22 protein-coding genes are annotated in these 21146 nt (G+C 66.0%); 5 read left to right on the top strand and 17 right to left on the bottom strand.

Features of this window, described 5'->3' with window-relative positions; genetic code table 11:
- Genes yajC through pdxT form a run of 7 tightly spaced genes read right to left on the bottom strand, consistent with a single transcriptional unit; the run spans window position 1 to window position 4486 of the window.
- A complete protein-coding gene (gene yajC / locus SROT_RS07265) occupies window positions 1–318 on the bottom strand; it encodes a preprotein translocase subunit YajC (RefSeq protein WP_013138368.1) in 318 nt (105 codons plus the stop codon).
- A gap of 51 nt (window positions 319–369) precedes the next feature.
- Complete coding sequence (locus SROT_RS07260) at window positions 370–801, bottom strand: TIGR03618 family F420-dependent PPOX class oxidoreductase (RefSeq protein WP_013138367.1); 432 nt, start codon at window positions 799–801, stop codon at window positions 370–372.
- Between the two features lie 24 nt (window positions 802–825).
- Window positions 826–1872, bottom strand: a complete 1047-nt coding sequence (ruvB, locus tag SROT_RS07255; protein ID WP_013138366.1) for a Holliday junction branch migration DNA helicase RuvB — start codon at window positions 1870–1872, stop codon at window positions 826–828.
- Window positions 1869–2468 (bottom strand): Holliday junction branch migration protein RuvA, encoded by a 600-nt coding sequence (ruvA, locus tag SROT_RS07250; RefSeq protein ID WP_013138365.1) that lies wholly within the window; start codon window positions 2466–2468, stop codon window positions 1869–1871. The genes ruvB and ruvA overlap by 4 nt, the downstream gene beginning before the upstream one ends.
- Window positions 2465–3034: a crossover junction endodeoxyribonuclease RuvC gene (ruvC, locus tag SROT_RS07245; protein ID WP_013138364.1), complete on the bottom strand. Its 570-nt coding sequence runs from the start codon at window positions 3032–3034 to the stop codon at window positions 2465–2467. Before ruvC ends, ruvA begins: the two co-directional genes overlap by 4 nt.
- Window positions 3035–3081: 47 nt before the next feature.
- A complete protein-coding gene (locus SROT_RS07240; RefSeq protein ID WP_013138363.1) occupies window positions 3082–3837 on the bottom strand; it encodes a YebC/PmpR family DNA-binding transcriptional regulator in 756 nt (251 codons plus the stop codon).
- A gap of 37 nt (window positions 3838–3874) precedes the next feature.
- On the bottom strand, window positions 3875–4486 hold the full coding sequence (gene pdxT / locus SROT_RS07235) for a pyridoxal 5'-phosphate synthase glutaminase subunit PdxT (RefSeq protein ID WP_041407057.1): 612 nt from the start codon (window positions 4484–4486) through the stop codon (window positions 3875–3877).
- A 160-nt stretch (window positions 4487–4646) separates the two neighbouring features.
- Between pdxT and SROT_RS17065 the strand changes: the two genes are divergently transcribed.
- Window positions 4647–5360: a hypothetical protein gene (locus tag SROT_RS17065; protein WP_245535378.1), complete on the top strand. Its 714-nt coding sequence runs from the start codon at window positions 4647–4649 to the stop codon at window positions 5358–5360.
- Between the two features lie 9 nt (window positions 5361–5369).
- Window positions 5370–5645: a hypothetical protein gene (locus SROT_RS07225; protein ID WP_013138359.1), complete on the top strand. Its 276-nt coding sequence runs from the start codon at window positions 5370–5372 to the stop codon at window positions 5643–5645.
- Window positions 5646–5722: 77 nt separating this feature from the next.
- Here SROT_RS07225 and SROT_RS07220 read toward each other — a convergent pair whose 3' ends face one another.
- From SROT_RS07220 to dnaK, 5 genes are all read right to left on the bottom strand, one after another.
- Window positions 5723–6628 carry an aldose 1-epimerase gene (locus tag SROT_RS07220; protein WP_425358197.1) on the bottom strand — a complete coding sequence of 302 codons (906 nt, stop codon included), beginning with the start codon at window positions 6626–6628 and terminating at the stop codon, window positions 5723–5725.
- Window positions 6629–6690: 62 nt separating this feature from the next.
- Window positions 6691–7086, bottom strand: coding sequence for a heat shock protein transcriptional repressor HspR (locus SROT_RS07215; protein WP_013138357.1), 396 nt, complete (start codon window positions 7084–7086; stop codon window positions 6691–6693).
- Entirely contained in the window at window positions 7083–8273 is a 1191-nt protein-coding gene (gene dnaJ / locus SROT_RS07210; RefSeq protein WP_013138356.1) for a molecular chaperone DnaJ, read from the bottom strand. The genes SROT_RS07215 and dnaJ overlap by 4 nt, the downstream gene beginning before the upstream one ends.
- A gap of 37 nt (window positions 8274–8310) precedes the next feature.
- Window positions 8311–8991: a nucleotide exchange factor GrpE gene (grpE, locus tag SROT_RS07205; RefSeq protein WP_013138355.1), complete on the bottom strand. Its 681-nt coding sequence runs from the start codon at window positions 8989–8991 to the stop codon at window positions 8311–8313.
- Window positions 8984–10840, bottom strand: coding sequence for a molecular chaperone DnaK (gene dnaK / locus SROT_RS07200; RefSeq protein ID WP_013138354.1), 1857 nt, complete (start codon window positions 10838–10840; stop codon window positions 8984–8986). The genes grpE and dnaK overlap by 8 nt, the downstream gene beginning before the upstream one ends.
- A gap of 164 nt (window positions 10841–11004) precedes the next feature.
- Here dnaK and SROT_RS07195 point away from each other — a divergent pair, with 164 nt between their 5' ends.
- The 3 genes from SROT_RS07195 (at window position 11005) to SROT_RS07185 (ending at window position 14250) form a co-directional block, all read left to right on the top strand.
- Window positions 11005–12213: a serine hydrolase domain-containing protein gene (locus tag SROT_RS07195; protein ID WP_013138353.1), complete on the top strand. Its 1209-nt coding sequence runs from the start codon at window positions 11005–11007 to the stop codon at window positions 12211–12213.
- A gap of 142 nt (window positions 12214–12355) precedes the next feature.
- On the top strand, window positions 12356–13345 hold the full coding sequence (locus SROT_RS07190) for an ATP-binding cassette domain-containing protein (RefSeq protein ID WP_148223377.1): 990 nt from the start codon (window positions 12356–12358) through the stop codon (window positions 13343–13345).
- The gene (locus SROT_RS07185) at window positions 13342–14250 is read left to right on the top strand and encodes an ABC transporter permease (RefSeq protein WP_013138351.1); all 909 of its coding nucleotides are present in this window, start codon (window positions 13342–13344) and stop codon (window positions 14248–14250) included. Before SROT_RS07190 ends, SROT_RS07185 begins: the two co-directional genes overlap by 4 nt.
- Here SROT_RS07185 and SROT_RS07180 read toward each other — a convergent pair.
- From SROT_RS07180 to lspA, 5 genes are all read right to left on the bottom strand, one after another.
- On the bottom strand, window positions 14247–15143 hold the full coding sequence (locus SROT_RS07180; RefSeq protein WP_013138350.1) for a ribokinase: 897 nt from the start codon (window positions 15141–15143) through the stop codon (window positions 14247–14249). The genes SROT_RS07185 and SROT_RS07180 overlap by 4 nt on opposite strands.
- 11 nt (window positions 15144–15154) lie before the next feature.
- Entirely contained in the window at window positions 15155–15871 is a 717-nt protein-coding gene (locus tag SROT_RS07175; RefSeq protein WP_013138349.1) for a VOC family protein, read from the bottom strand.
- Window positions 15864–19403, bottom strand: coding sequence for a DNA polymerase III subunit alpha (gene dnaE, locus SROT_RS07170; protein ID WP_013138348.1), 3540 nt, complete (start codon window positions 19401–19403; stop codon window positions 15864–15866). Before dnaE ends, SROT_RS07175 begins: the two co-directional genes overlap by 8 nt.
- 235 nt (window positions 19404–19638) lie before the next feature.
- Window positions 19639–20586 carry an RluA family pseudouridine synthase gene (locus SROT_RS07165; protein WP_013138347.1) on the bottom strand — a complete coding sequence of 316 codons (948 nt, stop codon included), beginning with the start codon at window positions 20584–20586 and terminating at the stop codon, window positions 19639–19641.
- Window positions 20583–21125: a signal peptidase II gene (gene lspA / locus SROT_RS07160; protein WP_083777852.1), complete on the bottom strand. Its 543-nt coding sequence runs from the start codon at window positions 21123–21125 to the stop codon at window positions 20583–20585. Before lspA ends, SROT_RS07165 begins: the two co-directional genes overlap by 4 nt.
- Between the last annotated feature and the right edge of the window lie 21 nt (window positions 21126–21146).

The following is a 21146-nucleotide window of genomic DNA, read 5'->3' as shown; positions in this document are numbered from 1 at the left end:
TTACGCATGGTCCTCCCTGTCTGGCTCGCCCAAGACCGGCTCCTGGGCGCCAGCCTCAGGCTCCTCGGCTCTCTCGCGCACGGCGAGCTTCGTCCACTCCGTCACCACGCCGGGCGCGATCTCCAGAAGGACCGTCTCGTCGCGCACCTCGCGCACTTCGCCGCGCAGCCCGGACGTGGTGACCACGCGGTCCCCCCGCACGAGCGAATCCTGGAAGGACTGGAACTGCGCCATCGCCTTGTTCCGAGATCTGCCCTGCCACCACAGCACAAAAAACATCAGGGCGCCGAGCCCGATCAGCAGCGGCAATTGCTGCACAGCTTTGTCCTTCCTCGAGGCTTCGCCTCAGATTTTTCGCGAGACTGCGCCTTACAGGGCGTTCATGAGATCGAATTTCGCCTGCACCTTGGTCGCCCGGATCCGGTACAGCGCCTCGTCCTGACTCTTGAAATAATCGAGGGTCTTCTGGACGTTCTCCTGCGGAGTGTAGCGCTCGACGATCTTCGACATGAGCTCGTCGCGCCGCTCGGAAGCGCCGTCCGGCGCCACCACGCCCGCAACGGAGACGTACGAGTACGGCGGACGGTCGTCGTCCACGAGGAACGCCACCCTGGGGTCTTCCGCGAAGGCCTTCGCCTTCGCGGACTGGCGAGCGGTGAAGAAGAGGATTTCACCATGCTCGACAATGAACCACACTGGCACGATCACGGGACGGCGATCCGCGCGCAGGTAGCTCAATTTCCCGTTGCGGTCGCCCTTCGAAAGGAACTCAGTCACATCTGGGTCAGTCAATTCAGCCACGGGTGAGCAGGATAGCACCTCAGGCTAATCTTCTCCCCACAGCAACGCTGCGTGCTGCTCGGTCGGCGGCTTCAAACCCATGTGCGCCCACCCCGCCTGGGTCGCCACCCGGCCCCTCGGGGTGCGCGCGACCAGCCCCGCGCGCACCAAGAACGGCTCGCACACCTCGGCCACTGTCGCAGGCTCCTCCCCCACCGCGACAGCGAGCGTCGAGACGCCCACTGGCCCCCCGCCGTGGCCGCTGACCAAAGCGGAGAGGACCGCGCGGTCCAGCCGGTCCAGACCAAGCTCGTCCACGTCGAAAATCTGCAAAGCCGCCCGCGCGGCTGCCAAATCCACCACACCGTCGCCTCGGACCTGCGCGTAATCGCGCACGCGGCGCAACAACCGGTTCGCGATTCTCGGCGTGCCCCGAGAACGGCTGGCGATCTCGATCGCCGCGTCCGGGGCGAGCTCCACGGCCAAAATCTTCGCCGACCGCGCAAGAACCTGCGCGAGCTCGGGCGGGGTGTAAAACTCCATATGGCCGACGAAACCGAACCGGTCGCGCAACGGATTGGTGAGCGCGCCGGTCCTGGTCGTGGCGCCGACCAGGGTGAACGGCGCAAGGGTCAGCGGAATCGCCATCGCCCCGGGCCCTTTGCCGACGACGACGTCCACCCGGAAGTCCTCCATCGCGAGGTACAGCATCTCCTCGGCGGGGCGCGCCATCCGATGGATCTCATCGATAAAAAGCACATCGCCCTCGACAAGGTTCGACAGGAGCGCCGCAAGGTCCCCGGCACGTTCGAGCGCCGGGCCCGAAGTCAATCGCAACGCGCAGCCCAGCTCGCTCGCCACGATCATCGCGAGCGAAGTCTTGCCGAGACCGGGAGGGCCGGAGAAAAGCACATGGTCGGGAACAGTCCCCCGCGACTTCGCGCCGTGCAACAACAGGCGCAGCTGCTCGCGCACTTTGGCTTGCCCGATGAAATCGTCCAGCGCGCGCGGACGCAGGCTCGCGTCCAGCTCGGCTTCGCCGGGAACTTGCTCTGGCTGCAACGGGCGATCCGGGTCCGTGTGCGCGCTCATCCTTTCTTCCCCAGGATCGCCAACGCGCCGCGCAACGCGACGGCGGGGCTCGCCTCCGGGTTCTCTTGCATGACCGAGTCCGCGGCAGACTCGGCCGGCTTGAGCGGGAAGCCAAGGCCGACAAGGCCGTCCACCACTTGTTGTCGCACCAACGCGCTGCCTTCTGGCGCGCCGAGATTCGCGGCCGCCGAGGGCGGGCCTCCGATCTTCTCTTTCAGCTCCAACGCCAGCCGTTCGGCCACACGCTTGCCCACTCCGGGGACTTTGGTGAGCGCGCCGAGGTCGCCCTCGCCGATGGCCCGGCGCAGCGCGACCGGCTCCAGCACCGAGAGCACCGCCATCGCGAGCTTCGGGCCGACCCCGGAGACGGTGCGCAACACGTCGAAAAGGTCGCGGGTCTCCCGGTCGGGGAACCCGTACAGCGTCTGGGCGTCCTCACGGACGATGAACGAGGTCGCCAACCGCACTTCGGCTCCGCGGGTCGCAGCGGCGGCAGTGGAGGGCAGCACCACGACATGGTGCCCGAGCCCCGCGCATTCGACGACCACATGGTCGGCCCCGACCTCGACGGCCTCGCCCCGGATCGACGCGATCACAGCCAGCCCCCGGTTTTGCGCGCACCGGCGAGGGCCACAGCCTCCGCCAACCGGTTCGGCCGCGCGGAGTCCCGCCCCGCCTCCAGCCCCTGCAGCGGGGCCCGCCAACAATGGCAGATCGCGAGCGCGAGCGCGTCGGCGGCGTCAGCGGGCGCGGGCTTGGCCTTCAATCCAAGAATCCGCGTCACCATCGCGGTCACTTGGTCCTTGTCGGCTCTGCCGTTGCCGGTCACTGCGGCTTTCACCTCGCTCGGCGTGTGCGTGCGCATCGGGATCGAGCGCTTGGCCGAGAGCAGGGCCACCACGCCGGACACTTGCGCCACGCCCATGACCGTCCGAACATTGTGCTGCGCGAACACTTGCTCGACAGCGACCACGTCTGGGCGGTGCGAGTCAAGCCAGTGTTCGACCTCGGCGGCGATCTTCGACAACCGGTCCTGCAACGAAGCCTGCGGCGAGGTGTGGCACACGTCCACGTCCAAAGCGGTGACCGAGCGGCCGGAGCCAGTTTCCACCAGAGCAAGGCCGCATCGGGTCAATCCGGGGTCCACGCCCATCACTCGCATGTTCGAAAGCGTAGCGGGATACGCCGTCAAGGCGGCGCAGACACGCCCTAATCAGCCTCTAATTCGGCCAGTACTTCCTCGGAAATATCCATGTTGGTGAACACGTTCTGCACATCGTCGCAGTCTTCCAGCGCGTCGACGAGCTTGAGCGCCTTGCGGGCAGTTTCCGCGTCGGCTTCGACCTTGGACAGCGCCTGGAACTCGACCTCCGCGGAGTCGTATTCGATGTTCTCGCCGCGCAGCGCGTCACGGACGGCGGGGAAGTCCGAAGGGTCGCAGAGCACTTCGAAAGTGTCGCCCAGGTCGTTGATCTCCTCGACTCCCGCCTCAAGAACCACGCCAAGAAGATCGTCCTCGGTCAGATTGCCCTTCTCCACCAAGACCACGCCTTTGCGGGCGAAGAGGAACGACACCGAGCCGGGGTCGGCCAAAGTGCCGCCGTTGCGGGAGAGCGCGGTGCGGACCTCGCCCGCCGCCCGGTTGCGGTTGTCGGTCAAACACTCCACGTAGAGCGCGGTGCCGCCGGGGCCATACCCTTCGTAGAAGAGGCTCTGCCAGTCGGACCCGCCGGCCTCCTCGCCAGCCCCGCGCTTGCGGGCGCGTTCGATGTTGTCGTTCGGGACAGAGTTTTTCCGAGCTTTGACAATGGCGTCGTACAGGGTCGGATTGCCGTCGGGGTCCCCGCCGCCCAGCCGCGCCGCCACTTCGACATTCTTGATCAACTTCGCGAAATTCTTGCTGCGCTTCGCGTCGAGCACAGCTTTCTTGTGCTTCGTCGTCGCCCATTTGGAATGGCCGCTCATACATACCTCAGTTCTTCTTGTGCTTCGTGCTTCCAACCTAACAGCGCGACGAGGAGCGAGCCATCGACAAGAACAAGCTATGCCAGCGAATGTCTGTCGTCAGCTCCGGATGGAACGCTGTGACCAGTATATTCCCCTGTTTGGCTGCGACGATCCTCGGCTCCGCCGCGCCATCCGCCGCCACTGTCGCGAGCGTGCGCACCCCAGGTCCGGCGCGCACGACCCACGGCGCCCGGATGAACACCGCCCGAGCGGGCTCGGGTCCGAGCTCTGGCACGTCGAGCTCTTCCTCGAACGAGTCCACCTGCCTGCCGAACGCATTGCGCCGCGCAATGATGTCGATGGCCCCGTAATTGCGGGTGCGCCCGTCCGGGGGCTCCAGACCCGCCGCGAGCAGAATCAACCCGGCGCAGGAGCCGAACGCGGGCATACCGGCCCCCAACCGCTCCGCCAACGGCTCGGCGAGCTCGGACACGCCCAGCAGCTTGGTCATCGCCGTGGACTCGCCGCCAGGCAGAATCAACGCGTCGACCTCGGCGAGCTCCTGCGGGCGGCGCACCAAAACCGGCTCCGCGCCAGCCAGCCGCACCGCGTCCGCGTGCCGCGCCACCGCGCCCTGCAACGCGAGAACGCCAACACGAAAGCCCATGCGGGGCATTGTATGGAGCACGAGTGCCCCGTGCCGCGTCGGCCCGCCGAAACTGTGCTCCTGAGCTGGGAAACCCCGCGCCGGAACAATCCCCGGCGCGCATCATCCCTTTTCAGCGTGGCGCGTGGAGCCTGCCAGAATCATTGTCGATAATGAGCACATGACCTACCCCTATCGTCGCGGCGACGCGCCGAATCCTCCCGGTCCGAGGGGACCGGCAGAGCCGAGCGCGAACGGCCCGTCGAAAGGCCTGATCGTCAGCACTGTCGCCGCTCTCGCCGCTGTGGCAGGGCTCATCGGGTACCTTGCATGGCCGTCGAAGCACGAACCCCCGGCAGCCCGTTCGAGCACCTCGCTCATCCCGCCCGCGTTCTCCGAGCCGACCTCCTCGCTGGAGCCGCCCACCACATCAGAACCGCCGCCGCAAACACAGACGACAGCACCACCGCCGCCGGAGACGACCACCGTCACGAAGACGCTCAACCCCGAGCCTGCCCCTCCCCCGCCGCCGCCGACCTCTGAAGAAACGCCGTCGCCGAGCCCATCGGCGACAAGCACCCCCACGACGGCTCCGACGCCGAAAACCGCAGATATCGTGCTCGAAGTCAGCGGGAGCGGCGGAGCGCGCGTCGGTCGCGTCTCGATGAACGACGGCACCCCGTCTGGCGGCTCCTATGTCTATTCCATGCCGTTCACCCACACCAGCACGGTCACCCTGCCGCAAAGCGTCCGGATCAGTGTGGAGTGGGTGAAGGACGGGCCGCTCGATTTCAGCGGAAGGCCGGTCTTCAGCTGCCGCATCCTGCGCGCGGGCCAAGTGATCGCCGAGAACCGCGGATTGGGCTACGCCTCGTGCTCCGCCTCGGTGAACTAAGGTGTTCCTATGACGTACCCCTACAAGCAAACCTCGCCATCGACGGGGCAGACGCCGCAGCCCGCCACTGCGACCCCGGCGCAACCAACGGCGCCGGGCGCCGGGAACAACGTTGAGGCGAAAAAATGGTTGATCGGCGCAGTCGTCGCGATCGTCGTCATCATCATCCTGACCGCTGTCGTCGTCTCAGGCGAGCACGACCGGACTCCTCCGCCGACCACACCGACCCCAGGTGCACTGTCCGTCTCCGCGGACCGAGGGGACGAACTGCCCGCCCAGGTGTAGCCGCCCCAGAGCAGATCCTTTGCTAACAGAAAGCGCGAGGAAAAAGGGGCATCGACCCCGAGCCGAAGCGCTTCGGCCTACGGCGCCGGGCGCGCCGTGATGGAGAACTGCGCGTTGTAGGGTTTGCCGGGGCGGGCGAATTGCAGCTGATCGCCGCTGCGCAGCGCATTGGTCGGCGCTGTCATCGGCTCGAAGCAGACCACCTCTTCGCCTGCGGGAGCGAATATCTGGGCGCACGGGTAGCCTTCGTCGAGACTGACTTCGAGACGGCGCCGGCCAGCGGAAACGGCGAACACTGCGCCTGCGGCTATTGTGTCGTAGCCGTCGTCGAACACCCGATCCCCCAGCACGGCGGTTTCTCCCGGCTCATTGGCCCCCTCGCCGGTCGGAATGCCGCAACCGTCGAGCACGAGGCGGCGCCGCGGAGGGAGTTCGACCTCCCAACGCTCGCGCGGAGCATCGGGGATGCACAGGTAGGGGTGGAAGCCGAACGACACCGGCACGGGTTTGGCCGAGGTCGCCGCCAGGGTCGTGCGCAGCGTGAGCCGCCGCCCGGCGAGCGAGACGGCGAGGGTCAGCCGGTGCGGGAACGGGAAACTGGCGAGCAGCTCCGGGCAGGCGCCGAAATCGAAAACCACCACCAGCTCGTCGGCCGCGACGGACTCGACTCGCCAATCCGGCCGCGCGGCAAGAAGGCCATGCATGGGCAGGCCGTTGTTGTCGTGATGCACGCCGACCGCGTCCGGGGCGAGCGCCACGGTCTCGCCTGCGACGGCGTAGTCGCTCGCGCTCAAACGGTTCGCCCACGGGTGCAGCAGCGGGATGCCCATTGTTTTCCCCGAGGACCGATACGCGTCCAGTCCTCTGCGTTGCCCGAGCAGTTCGACTCCGTTATCGGCCAAGGACACCCCGATCATGCCCGCGGTTGGAACAAAAGCAGCGGTCAGTTGGGACTCGCGGTCAGACAGAACGCAGGCCTGCAGTTGTTGCGACATGGTTCTGGATCATGCCACGCCGAACACGAGAGCGCCTTGGGGCTCGGAAACTAGCCTTTGCGGGGCTTCCAGACGACCAAGGCGGTCGACTTGGGGAAGGGCACAAGTTCACGGCCACGGGGCACGGTGCGCGCGGCCTCTGCCGCGTCGACGAGGCGACGGCGCAGTTCGATCACTTCTTGGGTGAGCTCCATGATGCGTTTGATTCCGGCGAGGTTGACGCCTTCTTCCTGGGAAAGCCGCTGCACCTCGCGCAAGAGCTCGACATCGTGCAGCGAATAACGTCTGCCGCCGCCGGGAGCGCGACCAGGGCTCACAAGTCCCATGCGGTCGTATGCGCGCAAAGTTTGCGCGTGCATGCCGGAGAGCTGCGCGGCCACCGAAATCACGAGGACCTTTGCGTGCGGGTCTTGCCCGCGCTCGTTCGTGTTGTCATTCGTGTTCATCGCGAACCTGCCCAATTCGCTCGAGGGTCAAAGCCGCTCGCCTCCTCTGAGGCGGCATATTTGCGCAACGATTCGAGAGCGGCTTCGTCCAACTTGACTGGCACGCAGACCTGCAAGGTGACGAGGAGGTCTCCCGCGCCGCCGCCGCGCTTGGCCACGCCTTTGCCGCGAACACGCAACGTGCGGCCATCGGCGGTCCCCGCAGGAACGCGGACCCCGACCTTGCCGTCGAGGGTCGGCACCGTGACGGTCGAGCCGAGCGCCAGCTCAGTGAAACGCATCGGCACCGTCAACCGCAGATCGTCGCCGTCGCGAGTGAACACGGCGTCGGGCTCCACATGCACAGTGACGTACAGGTCGCCGGGACCGCCGCCGCGAATGCCGGGCTCGCCTTGCTCGGCGAGCCGGATACGCTGGCCGTCGTGCACCCCGGGGGGGACTCGCATGGTGATCGTCCGAGAACGCGTCGTCAGGCCAGTGCCCTGGCAGTCCGGGCACGGATCGTCAATGATCTGCCCAGCGCCCCTGCAGTGCGAGCACGGCTCGGTGAAACCGAAGGAGCCTTCTTGGCGTGTCACCAAGCCCGATCCATCGCACAAGGAGCATTTGCGCGGGACAGAGCCCTTGCGCGCTCCCGAGCCCCGGCAGGAGTCGCAGGTCACCTGGCTTGTGATCCGCAAGGGAATGGTGACCCCCCTTGCCGCCTCACGGAATCCGAGAGTCGTCTCAGTCTCGAGATCTTTGCCCCGCCGGGCTCGGCTGCCCGGACGGCTCGCGCCGCCACGAGCAGAACGTCCGTCGCGGAAGGCCCCCCCGAAGATGTCTGAGAACGACGTGCTGGAGCCGCCTTCGAAAAGGTCGGAGAAATCTCGAACGCCGAAGTCCCGGGCGCCTGCCGAGGCCCCGCCGCCGAAACCAGAGAACCCCCGGCCGCCGGCATGAGCGCCGGAGGAGAAAAGAGCCCTGGTCTCGTCGTACTCTTTGCGCTTGTCGGGATCGGAGAGCACGCTGTAGGCCTCGGAGACCTCTTTGAAGCGCTGTTCGGCCTTGGCGTCGCCGGGGTGCGCGTCCGGATGCAGCTCTCTGGCGAGTTTGCGGTACGCCTTTTTGATCTCGTCCGCGCTTGCTTTGGAGCCGACGCCGAGCGTCGCGTAGAAATCTTTCTCAACCCATTCACGCGGGCTCACCCGGCGTCACCTCCTTTCTCCTGCTAATGCTCCATTATCACTGATCGCCGGTCTGCTGTTCGTCGGCCTCGGGCTGCTGGCCCGCCTCAGACGGCTGCTCTTGGGCTCCCTGGTCCGAAACCTCGCCCGGGACATCCTCGACGACCACCATCGCGGTGCGCAGAATCCGCTCTCCGTGCCGATAGCCCTGCCGATACACCGCTGAGACAACGGAGACATCGCCGTCGCCGGTGTGCTGCACCGCCTCGTGCAACTGGGGGTCGAAGGGCTCTCCCACTTCACCGAAAGGGACAATCCCCTGCTCGTCGAAGATTTGCTGGAGTCGGTCCGCGACCGGCTTGAGGGGGCTGTTCTCCAAGTCGCCGTGTTCGCGCGCGCGGCCGAGGTCGTCCACGACCGGCAGCAGCAACGAGTAGACGGAAGCCTTCGCCGCTGCAACGACTCCAGCCCGGTCGCGCTCAGTGCGCTTGCGGAAGTTGGCGAAATCGGCCTGCACGCGCTGGAGGTCCTCCGTAAGCTCGGCGACTTTGTCGGAGTCGGCCGGTTCAGAGGCGGGCGCGGACTGGCCAGCCGGGGCCTCGTCGGAGCCAGCTGGCTCCGACGAGGTTCCCGTTTCTGCTGGAAAATCAGTCCGAACCGTTCCGGTTGCCGGGTCGATCCGGCGTCGGTCGTTGATCGTGACCGGCTCGCGCTCTGCGTGTTGCTCGGACTCAGCCATGGCTCTTCCCGTCTGTCGTCTCGTCGGTCACGACTTCGGCGTCCACGACGTCGCTGTCCGCGCTCCCGGCAGAAGCGGCGCCTTCGCCAGCCTGGGCGCCCTCGGAGGCGGAGGCCTCATAGATCGCCTGGCCGACTGCCTGGGACTCTTCTGCGAGCTTTTCGACCGCCTGCTTGATCGCGTTCAGATCAGACCCTTCCAAGGACTTGCGGACCTCGCCGATGGCGGCGGTCACCTTCTCCTTGACGTCCGCGGGGACCTTTTCCTCGTTCTCTTTGAGGAACTTCTCGGTCTGGTACGCGAGGCTTTCGGCCTGGTTGCGGACTTCGGACTCCTCACGGCGGGCTTTGTCCTCCTCGGCGTGCGCCTCGGCGTCCTTGACCATCCGCTCAATGTCCTCTTTGGACAGCGCCGAGCCGTCCTGGATCTTGATCCGGTTTTCCTTGCCTGTGCCTTTGTCACGCGCGGTGACGTGGACGATGCCGTTGGCGTCGATGTCGAAGGTGACCTCGATCTGCGGGACGTTGCGCGGCGCGGGCGGGATGCCGGTCAGCTCGAAGGAGCCGAGCATCTTGTTGTGGGCCGCGATCTCTCGCTCGCCTTGGTAGACCTGGATCTGCACCGAAGGCTGGTTGTCCTCGGCGGTGGTGAAGGTCTCTGAGCGCTTGGTCGGAATAGTGGTGTTGCGCTCGATGAGCTTGGTGAACACACCGCCCTTGGTCTCAATGCCGAGCGAGAGCGGGGTGACGTCGAGGAGCAGGACGTCTTTGACCTCGCCGCGCAGCACACCGGCCTGGAGCGCGGCGCCGACCGCGACGACCTCGTCCGGGTTCACGCCTTTGTTCGGCTCACGGCCGCCGGTCAGCTCGCGCACAAGGTCGGTGACGGCGGGCATACGGGTGGAGCCGCCGACGAGGACCACATGGTCGATCTGGCCGACGGAGATCCCTGCGTCCTTGATGACTTGCTGGAACGGGGCGCGTGTGCGCTCAAGCAGGTCCGAAGTGATTTTTTGGAATTCGCTCCGGGAGAGCTGCTCGTCGAGGAACAGGGGGTTCTTGTCCGCGTCCACGGTGATGTAGGGCAAGTTGATCGAGGTCGACTGGCTGGACGACAGCTCGATCTTCGCCTTCTCCGCGGCCTCGCGCAGACGCTGCATCGCCATTTTGTCTTTGGTCAGGTCGATGCCCGAAGAGCTCTTGAACTTCTCCACGAGCCAATCGACGACCCGCTGGTCCCAGTCGTCGCCGCCGAGGTTGTTGTCGCCAGAGGTGGCGCGCACTTCCACGACGCCGTCGCCGATCTCCAGGAGGGACACGTCGAAGGTGCCGCCGCCGAGGTCGAAGACCAAGATGGTCTGCTCTTTCTCGCCCTTGTCCAGGCCGTAGGCGAGAGCCGCGGCCGTCGGCTCGTTGACGATGCGCAGCACGTTCAGGCCCGCGATCTGACCGGCTTCTTTGGTTGCTTGGCGCTGGGCGTCGTTGAAGTACGCGGGAACGGTGATCACCGCGTCGGAGATGGTGTCGCCGAGGTAGGACTCCGCGTCGCGCTTGAGCTTCTGCAGCACGCGGGCGCTGATCTCCTGCGGCGTGTAGTTCTTCCCGTCGATCTCGATCTTCCAGTCGGTGCCGACATGGCGCTTGACCGACCGGATGGTGCGGTCGACGTTGGTCACCGCCTGGTTCTTGGCGGGCTGGCCGACCAGGACTTCGCCGTTGCGGGCGAAAGCGACGATGGACGGCGTGGTGCGCGCGCCCTCCGAGTTGGCGATGACGACCGGGTCGCCGCCTTCGAGGACCGAAACCACAGAGTTGGTGGTGCCGAGGTCGATACCGACTGCACGAGGCATAGTTGTCTTTTCTCCTTAGCTATTCGAGAGACTTCAGCGAGCTACGCTCAAGTCTGCCATATGGATTTTGGTTCGTCAATCAGGAATTGAGTATACATGACTCAACTCCTTGCGGCATGGGACAACCCGCGCCAGCCGAAGCCGCTTCCGGCTAGGCTGCCACGATGGACCTCGACGCAAATCAGGAGCCGATCCGAGCAGCCGTCGACGCGGGCCAGCTCGCCGGCGCGGTGACGCTGGTCTGGCTGAAAGGCGAGATCGCGCAGATCGCCGCCACCGGGCTCCGGGACGTGGAGCGCGCCCTGCCCATGGAGCACGACACCCTGTTCCGTCTCGCCTCCATGACGAAACCGATCGCAACCGCCGCGGCCATGCGCCTCGTGGACGCGGGCGTGCTGGGGCTCGACGACGCGATCACCACATGGGCCCCGGAATTCGAGCGCGTCAAAGTGCTTGCCAGCCCCGCAGGGCCGCTCGAAGCCACCGAGCCGCTCGCCCGCCCGATCACCGTGCGCGACCTGCTGACCCATCAAGCCGGGATCGGCTACCCGTTCACCATCGCGGGACCGATCAGCCGCGCCTACAGCCAGTTGCCCCGAGGCAACCCGGACGCGTGGCTCGCAGCGCTCGCCGCCCTGCCCCTGGTGCATCAACCTGGGGCCGCGATGACCTACGGGCACTCGACCGACCTGCTCGGCGTCCTGCTCGCCAGGGCCAGCGGCGCGACGACGGACGACGTGCTGCGCGAACACGTGCTCGACCCGACAAGGATGAGCCAGACCGGTTTCTGCGTTCCCGAGTCCCGACAAAACCGCGTGGCCTCGGCTTATCAGTCCGGAGCCGACGGCGGGCTGGAAGCCGCCCCCCTGCGCCCGCCGAAGACCGGGCCGCAGGCGTTCTGCCGCGCGGGCGAAGGGCTTGTGGGCACTGCCCAGGACTATCTGCGCTTCGCCCGGATGCTCCTGCGCGGCGGAAACGCGGACGGCACGCAGGTGGTGTCGGCACAGTCGACGGCGCTCATGCGCTCCGACCACATGAACCCGGCTCTTCGCGCCCGGCCTTTCCTCGGCGCGCCATGGGCAGGCCAGACCTTCGGCCTTGGCCTTAACCTTGTGACCGACCCCGCCCAACACCGCGCCGCGCACGCCCCAGCGGGACTCGGCTCGTTCGGCTGGCCCGGAGCCTACGGCACCTGGTGGCAGGCCGACCCCGAGCACGACCTGATCCTGATCTACCTCACGCAGCACATCGGAGCCACCAGCGGCGCCGTCGCGGCGGACAACGCGAGCATCCGGCTCGTCCGTCGCGCGCAACAGGAATTCACCCGGCGGACATACCAGGCGCTGGGGTTCGCGGACGCGCAATCGGCCTGACGAGCGCAGCCCGCGAACTCCTCGCCCGGCGCCCGGACGGAAATACTTGCCCTCGGGCAAACACGCCATCCGAAATGCAGATCTCCTCCCAAGACCGCGTCCTGGTGTAATGTCCACGACATATGGACTTCCGAGGGCTCGTATGGCAGTGACCGCTGACCCGCTCACCGGGGCGGTGATGCGCGACCGGGGAGCGGCGGCAGCGGAAAGCGCGACTGCTCCCGCTGTCGAAGTGCGCGGATTCACCAAGTCGTTCCGAGGCAGCACTGTGGTCTCCGACCTCTCGTTCCGGGTCCGCCCCGCAGCGGTGACCGGGTTTTTGGGGCCGAACGGCAGCGGCAAATCCACCACGCTGCGGGCGATACTCGGGCTCGTGCGGCCCGACGCCGGGCAGATCCTCGTCGAAGGCTCGCCGCTGAGAACGTCGCCCAACCCCGGCAAGCTCATCGCGGGCGTGCTCGACGCCAGCGGCATGCACCCGAACCGCAAAGCGATCGACCACCTCAAGATGTATTGCGCCGCCATTGGCGTGCCCGACTCCACAGCCACAGACGTGCTGGAAACCGTCGGGCTGAGCTCGGCGGCCGCGCAACGTCCAAGAACCTACTCCCTCGGCATGCGCCAACGACTCGCGATCGCCACCGCCCTGCTGGGCAATCCCCGCATCCTCGTCCTTGACGAGCCCGCCAACGGCCTCGACCCCGCCGGGCTGAGCTGGTTGCGCGGATTCCTGCGCGCGTTCGCGAAAGCGGGCGGCTCCGCGCTCATGTCGAGCCACCTCCTTCGGGAAGTGGAGCACACCATCGACCACTTGGTCGTCATCAGCAAAGGCAAGGTCGTGTTCGAGGGTTCGCTGGAGAGATTGCGCGGCGCGCACGCCACTCGCACCTATGTCGCCAGCGCTGACCCTGCCGCCCTGGGAGCCGCGCTGCGCGAGCACGGCGCGACGAGCGCCGAGCCCACCTCGGACGGCAGACTGCTCGTCACCGGGGTCAACCGGGAGCGGATCGCCGAGATAGCCGAGACGGCGGGCGTCCCGCTCTTCGGGCAGGCGGACGACTCCATCGGCCTCGACCAGCTGTACACCGCTCTTGTGACCCCGCAATACGTGGCCAGGGAGGTGCCGGGGTGACCGTCTTCGACCTGTCCCCTGCCGCGGGGCGCGACAGCCCGGAATTCCTGCGGCTGGTCAGATCGGAGTGGCGCAAGGTGCGCTCGCTCAGATTCTGGTGGATCCTCCTCCTCGCGCCGCTCATCATCACAGCCTTGTCGACCATCGCCGGGCTCGCCGCGCTCGCAGGCGTGCAAGGCGAAGAAGACTCGTTCCACCGGTACGGCTCAAGCCTCTTCAGCGCCCTCACCTTGGTGCTCGGCTACGCGGGATTTTTCGCCGCCGGAGCGCTCACCATCTTGTTCTGCGGTATTTTCGCCGGAGTCAACACCGCGACAGAATTCCAGCACAAAACCATCACCCACACCTACGGGACCTCCCGTTCACGAGACCGCTCAATCGCGGCGAAAATACTCGTGACCACTCTCTTCGGGATCGGCTACGGCTTGGTGCTCGATGTCGTGGTGCTGCTCGCGACCTATCTGCTGGGCTCCTTCGAGTCCAGCACCCTGCACCGTTCGCACATCAGCGTCGCCTTTGTGATGGGAGTCTGCCTCGCCTCCGTTGTGGTCGCGGTGTTGTGGACATGGATCGGCGCAGGGCTCGGGCTGTTGACCGGCAGCCCGCTTTCCGCGACAGCGGGCCAAGCGTTCTGGTCTTTCCCCGGCGAGCCGCTTCTCTGGCTCATCCTCGGCTTCATCACCTTGAGCAGCCAAGGCCCCGGGGCCGCGTCTGTCGCGCGCTTCCTGCCCGTGAGCGCAACCGGACAAACCTTGCTCGGGTCCGCCATCATGCTCGACAAATCAGGCCCGGACGAGAACACTGGTGTCACGATGCTCGCGTACGGCGTCCCGTCTCTCGCGGTCTGGGCGATCCTCCTGCTCGGCCTGGGCTGGTGGCGGGCCCGGAGCCGGGACATCACCTAAAGCTGGCGAGCCTTCTGAGCAGCCTCGTCGATCTTCGCGGCTGTCGGCGCGCAATTGCCCGCGCCTGACACGAGCGTCGCAAGCGCCCCCGCCACGGCAGCCCGGCGCACGGCTTTCTCCGGCCCGAGGTGCCACGAGGCCGAGAGCACGCCCGCGAAGACGTCGCCTGCTCCAGTGGTGTCGACCGGGTTCACCTTCGGTGACGGCACCTGCACTTCGCCGAGAGGTCCTCGGTAGCGGGCTCCTCGGGCTCCGAGCGTCGTCACCACATGCGGCACAACATTGATGCGGTCCCCCAGATCACGGCCCTCGCCCTCGTTGACGATCAGAACGTCCGCCAGCTCCAAGATGTCCTGGGGGAACGGTCCGGCTGGCACCGGCGAGAAGTTGACGATCGTCAAAACGCCTGCTGCGCGGGACACCCGCAACGCGTCCACAACCGACTCGAAAGGCACTTCCAACTGGCACAATATGATGTCGACTCTCGTCAAAACACTCTCTGCGGCCTCAGTCAACGTCAATTTGTCGTTCGCCCCAGGAGGCACGATAATCATGTTCTCACCGGTGTCGTCCACCAGGATCACCGCGATGCCATTGGGGCCGGGAACAGCCATGCTGCCGGTGAGACCGACTCTCTCCCGGCGCAGACGGCCTCGGAGCACCGAACCGACCTCGTCCTCTCCGAACGAGCCGATGAATTGGACTTTGGCGCCAGCCCGCGCGGCGGCCACCGCCTGGTTCGCGCCTTTGCCGCCAGGCAGGCGCTCCACAGATTTCGCCATCACCGTCTCCCCTGGATGCGGCGGTCGTTGCACGCGGAGCACAAGATCCTGGTTCACGCTGCCGAAGACGGCAACACGAGGAACAGCGGGGACGCGAGAAGAGAAAGGCATAGCTCCCCAGCCTATCTTTCGCGATGTTCGATCAAGAGAGTCGGCGTCGCCAGCGCGGGGTCTTTCACGGTGGCGACATATGTGCCTGGCTTCCTGCCTTCGCGAATCTCACTGACCGGCACGCCCGAACAGGTAAGCCGCCGGTGGGCGGCTTCGATGTCGCCGGTCTGCCACGCGACACCCCAAACCTCGTCGGCTTTGCCTGGCAGAGCAGGCTTGACGAGCACCTCGAGCACAGTGTTCTGGCAGCGGAAAAAGAGCTGTTTTGCGACTTTCAGGACTCGTTGTTCCAAGCGCAGGTCGAGCCCGAGCCTGCCGCCGAAGGTGGCGACAACGCGGTCGAGATGCGTCGAGGCAACAACAACATGGTCGATGGCCCCGATCTCGCCGGCAGGAGCATCGTCGCCCGCCGCCTGCTCCATCGAGGAGCGCTCGACGACTCCGAGGAGCAAACCGTTCACCACCGCTGCCGCCGTGCGACGCGCATCGTCCACTGGGGCAAGCGGCAAACCGCGGCGGTTGAGCAAACGCACCGCGCCTTCGTAGTCCTGGGCCGAGAAAACCAGCCCGGGCCGGGAAGCCCACGAAGGAAGGCCGAGCTGGACCGCTCCGTTCGGCACCCGGGGCTCGAATCCGATCCGCCTGCCCAAGAACCGCTCGTACGCCGCTTTCGCCCGCTGTTGGTCGGGCGCGTGCAGGAGCACCCGGTCGAAAGCGAGCTCAACCAAGGCAGCCAGGCCCGATCAAGGCTTTGAGGTCGCCGTACAGCTCCGGGGACGGCATCACCGTGAGCGCCTCGTCCAATTGGAACGACAACGCTTTGCCGCCGCGGTGCAAGTCGAGAAGCACCTGTGTGGGGCCAGGGTTGCGTTCGAGTATCTCCCGCAGTTGGGCCACCGAATCAGGGTTGCACCAGCTCTCGGCGACCGAGAGCCGAAGGGTGTTCGCGGCTTTCTGCGGGGTCAGCTCAGCTTGGCGCACATCGCTCGCGATGAGCGCGATCCGGTCGTCGCGGAAGTTCACCCGAGCATTGATGAGCACGACCGCGTCCTCGACGAACTCCTCGCCGTAGGCCACGTAATTCTGCGGGAACAGGAAGACCTCGATACCCCCGACCAGGTCTTCGAGCTGGGCGCTCGCGTACGGGGCCCCGTTTTTGTTCACCCGGCGGTTCACGCCGGAAAGCACCCCGCCGACCTTCACATTCGTCCCGTCCTTCACCTCGCCGTCGAGAATCGAACGGATCGACACGTCGGTCGCGGCGGCGAGCGCCTGCTCCAGGCCCGCGAGCGGATGCCCGGAGACATACAGGCCCAGCATTTCGCGCTCCAGCGCGAGCTTTTGCTTCATATCCCATTCTTCGTCAGGGATCTGGACCTCGAACGTGGCCGTCAGCTCCGGCGAACCTGATTCGAAAAAGTCGGAGAACAAATCGTATTGGCCTTGCGCCTCGGCTTTCTTCGTGGACATCACAGCGTCCACGGCCTCGGTGTGCACAAGGTAGAGCCCTTTTCGGGGATGGCCGAGCGCGTCGAAGCCGCCCGCCTTGATGAGCGACTCCACGGCTTTCTTGTTGCAGGCCGTGATGTCGGCTTTCGCGAGATAGTCCGAGAAACTCGTGAACGCGCCTTCGGACTCGCGGGTGCGGATGATCGACTCCACCAGACCGACGCCCACGTTGCGCACGCCAGAGAGGCCGAAAAGGATGTCTTCGCCGACCGCGGCGAAGTCCACTCGCGACTTGTTCACGTCGGGGGCGAGCACCGTGATGCCCATTTTGCGGCAATCAGCGAGATACACGGCCGCTTTGTCCTTGTCGTCGCCCACCGAGGTGAGAAGCGCGGCCATGTACTCGGCCGGATAATTGGCCTTGAGGTAACCGGTCCAGTACGCGACCAGCGCGTAACAGGCGGCATGCGACTTGTTGAACGCGTAGTCGGCGAAGGGGAGCACTGTGTCCCAGAGCGCTTTGACAGCGGCCTCGGAGAACCCGTTCCCGCGCATGCCCTGGGAGAAGCCTTCGTACTCGGCCTGGAGCACTTCGAGCTTCTTTTTGCCCATCGCTTTGCGCAGCGCGTCGGCTTTGCCCATCGAATAGCCCGCGACCTTTTGCGCGATGAACATGATCTGCTCTTGGTAGACGATCAGGCCGTACGTCTCGGAGAGGATCTCCTTGAGCGGCTCTTCCAGCTCAGGATGGATCGGCTTGATCTGTTGGCGCCCGTTTTTGCGGTCCGCGTAATCGTTGTGGGCGTTCACCCCCATGGGACCGGGCCGGTACAGCGACAACACGGCGACGATGTCGCCGAATCCGGTCGGTTTCATCCGGCGAAGAAGGTCGCGCATCGGGCCGCCGTCGAGTTGGAACACGCCCAAGGTCTCACCGCGGGACAGGAGGGCGAACGTCGCGGGGTCGTCGAGCGGCGCGTTCTCCAAATCCAGTTCCACGCCCCGGTTCTGGCGGATGTTCTCGATGGCGTCCCCGATGACCGTGAGGTTGCGCAGGCCGAGGAAGTCCATCTTCAACAGGCCGATGTCCTCGCACGAGGGGTAGTCCCAGCCCGTGATGATCGCCCCGTCCTGTGGGCGTTTCCACAGCGGGATCGTTTCGATCAACGGCTCGTTGGACATGATGATCGCGCAGGCGTGCACCCCCGCGTTGCGGATCAGCCCCTCGAGCGAAAGCGCGGTTTCGTAGATCTTCGCGACATCAGGGTCGTTCGCGATGAGCTCGCGGATCTCGGTGGCCTCTTTGTAGCGCTCGTGCTCCGGGTTGGTGATCCCCGACAGCGGGATGTCCTTGGCCATGATGGCGGGGGGCAGCGCCTTGGTGATCCGATCGGCGATGGCGAAGCCGGGCTGGCCGTGCAGCACACGGGCGGAGTCCTTGAGCGCGGCTTTCGTTTTGATCGTGCCGAAGGTGATGACCTGCGCCACGCGGTCCGCGCCCCATTTCTCGCTCGCGTACCGGATCATCTCGCCGCGTCTGCGGTCGTCGAAGTCGATATCGATGTCAGGGGCAGAAGGCCGCTCGGGGTTGAGGAAGCGCTCGAACAGCAAGCCGTGCTTGATCGGGTCGAGGTTCGTGATCCCCAGCGCGTACGAGACCAGCGAGCCCGCCGCCGAGCCTCGGCCTGGTCCGACTCGGATCCCCACGCTGCGCGCGTAGGCGATCAAGTCGCCGACGATGAGGAAGTAGGAGGGAAATCCCTTCTGCTTGATGACGTCGAGCTCGAAGGCAGCCCGAGCGCGGTACTCGTCCGAAACGCCGTCCGGGAACCGCCGTTGCAGGCCCCGGTCCACCTCGTGCCGCAACCAGGAGTTCTGGTCCTCGCCGTCGGGCACCGGGAACACCGGCATCCGGTCGCGGACCTCCCACACCTCGTCGTAGCTGCCCACCTGCTCCGCGATCAGCAAGGTGTTGTCGCACGCCCCCGGCACCTCGCTGTCCCAGGCGGCGCGCATCATGTCGGCCGGCTTGAGGTAATAGCCGTCCCCGTCGAATTTGAACCGGCCGGGGTCGGACATGGTCTTGCCGGTTTGCACGCACAGCAGGATCTCGTGGCCTCGGGCGTGCTCCTGCCGCACATAATGGCAGTCGTTCGTGGCGAGCGGCGGGATCTTCAACCGCTCGCCCAGGCGCAGCAGGTCCTCGCGGACCCGGCGCTCGATGTCGATGCCGTGGTCCATGAGCTCGAGGTAGAAGTTCTCCTTGCCGAAGATTTCCTGGAACCGCCCCGCAGCCTCGCAGGCAGCCTCGAACTGGCCGAGGCGGAGTTTGGTCTGCACTTCGCCGGAGGGGCATCCGGTGGTGGCGATGACGCCCCTGCCGTGCTCGGCGAGGAGCTCCGCGTCCATCCGAGGCCATTTGCCCAACTGTCCTTCGAAAGAGGCGAGCGAGGAGAGCTTCATGAGGTTGCGAAGGCCCTGGGCGTCTTTCGCGACCATAGTCATATGGGTGTAGGCCCCGGAGCCGGACACATCGTCGGAGCGTTGGCCCGGCTCGCCCCAGAACTCGCGTTTCGTGGAGAAACGCGAGGACGGCGCCAGATACGCCTCAATGCCGATGATCGGTTTGACCCCATGCTTTTTCGACGCCTTGTAGAACTCTGCCGAACCCCACATGTTCCCGTGGTCCGTCATGCCGACAGCGGGCATCTTGAGTCTGGCGGCTTCTTGGAACATCGCGTCGACCTGGGCGTGTCCGTCCAGCAAGGAGTATTCGGTGTGGTTGTGCAGGTGCACAAACGAATCCGACAAGGCCGTCCTTTCCGAAGTCGCGACAAAGGGCGAGGAGGTGTTCCAGCCTACCCTTGAGGGGTGGGAAACCGAAGCGCTGCGCGCTTTGCTGACGACACAGCGGCGTGTCGAGTTCTCAGTGAAATTTTTTTGGCCGCGGGCGCTGGCCTCTGGGGTCAGAACAGCCCGGTCTGGTCAAAAATTCGCAGTGCCCCGCATGCGCGCGCTCGCCGTGTGGCCTGTGTGGCAGATGGGTTCACATGGGCTCGCGCAGCGTCTGCAGAGCGCGAGCCAGGTCTTCTGTCAGTTCCGACTCGAAGTGCATGATCCGCCCGTCGCCAGGATGCGCGAAAGAGAGCTTGCGCGCATGCAGCCACTGGCGTCGCAACCCCAAACGCGCGGCGAGCTTGGGGTCCGCCCCGTAGAGCATGTCGCCGCAGCACGGGTGGCGGAGCGCGGAGAAATGCACTCGGATCTGATGGGTGCGCCCGGTCTCCAAACGAATCGAGACCAAGCTCGCCTGCCCGAAAGCCTCAAGAGTGTCGTAATGCGTGACGCTGGGCCTGCCGTTCGTGGTCACCGCGAAGCGCCATCCTGGGCCGGGGCGTTTGCCGATCGCGGCGTCGATCGTGCCGCTCGACGGGTCGGGGTGGCCTTGGACCAGCGCCTCGTACCATTTCTCCACTTCGCGATGTTTGAAAGCGCGTTTGAGCACGGTGTAGGCGTGTTCGGAAGCCGCGAGCACCATCACGCCCGATGTGCCGACGTCGAGCCGCTGCACCACGCCTTGCCGCTCGGCCACTCCCGAGGTGGCAATGCGGAAACCGAGCGCTTTCAGTCCGCCCACCACCGTCGGGCCGCTCCAGCCCACAGACGGGTGCACTGCGATCTCGGCGGGCTTCTCCACCACAACGACATGCTCGTCCGAGAACAGAACGTTGAGCCCGGCGATGATTTCCGGGACGTCCTCTTCGACGGGAGCCGGCAGAGCCGCCGGAACGGACACCTCGAGCCAAGCCCCCTCGACAAGCCGGTCCGAACGCCGAGCCTCTTTCCCATCGACCAACGCGTGTCCGGCGTCGGCGAGTTCCGCCGCCTTTGTCCGCGAAACCCCGAGCAAACGCGCGAGGCCAGCATCCAGCCGCAAGCCGACCAGCCCTTCCGGGACCGGCAGCGAGCGCAACGCCGTCTCGGCTTCGGTCAACGCTCCCGCCCGGAGGAATGCTCGACGCCGAGGAAGCTCAACACCACCATGAGCGCCGCGCCGCACACAATGGCCGAGTCGGCGATGTTGAAGACCGCCCAGCCTTCCCCGTGGTCGGAGAACAACGAGAGGAAGTCGACAACGTGTCCGCGGAACGGCCCAGGCTCGCGGAACACTCGGTCCACGAGATTCCCGAAGGCGCCGCCGAGCACGAGCCCCAGCCCAGCGCCCCACCACAGCGAGCCCAAAGCCTTGCTCATCCGCACGATGACCACCACGGCGACCACCGCGACGAGAGTGAGAATCCACGTGTACCCAGCGGCCAGCGAGAACGCCGCCCCGGCGTTGCGCACAAGCACCAACCACAGCGCCCCGCCCAGAAGGCGAACTGGGCGCTCCGGGTCGAGGTAAGCCACAGCTGCCGCTTTCGAGCCCAAGTCCACGACCACCACGAGCACGGCGACTGCGAAAAGGAGCCGCACCGCAACGGGGCGCACTGCTCGGGAGCCTGTCGCAGCCTGAGGGGAAGAAGTGGCCATAGCAGGGAAAGCTTAGCAGTC

Source organism: Segniliparus rotundus DSM 44985 (genome assembly GCF_000092825.1).
GTDB classification, from domain to species: Bacteria; Actinomycetota; Actinomycetes; order Mycobacteriales; family Mycobacteriaceae; genus Segniliparus; species Segniliparus rotundus.
The sequence above is the reverse complement of the archived record's forward strand: the minus strand, read 5'-3'. Positions and strand labels throughout refer to the sequence as shown.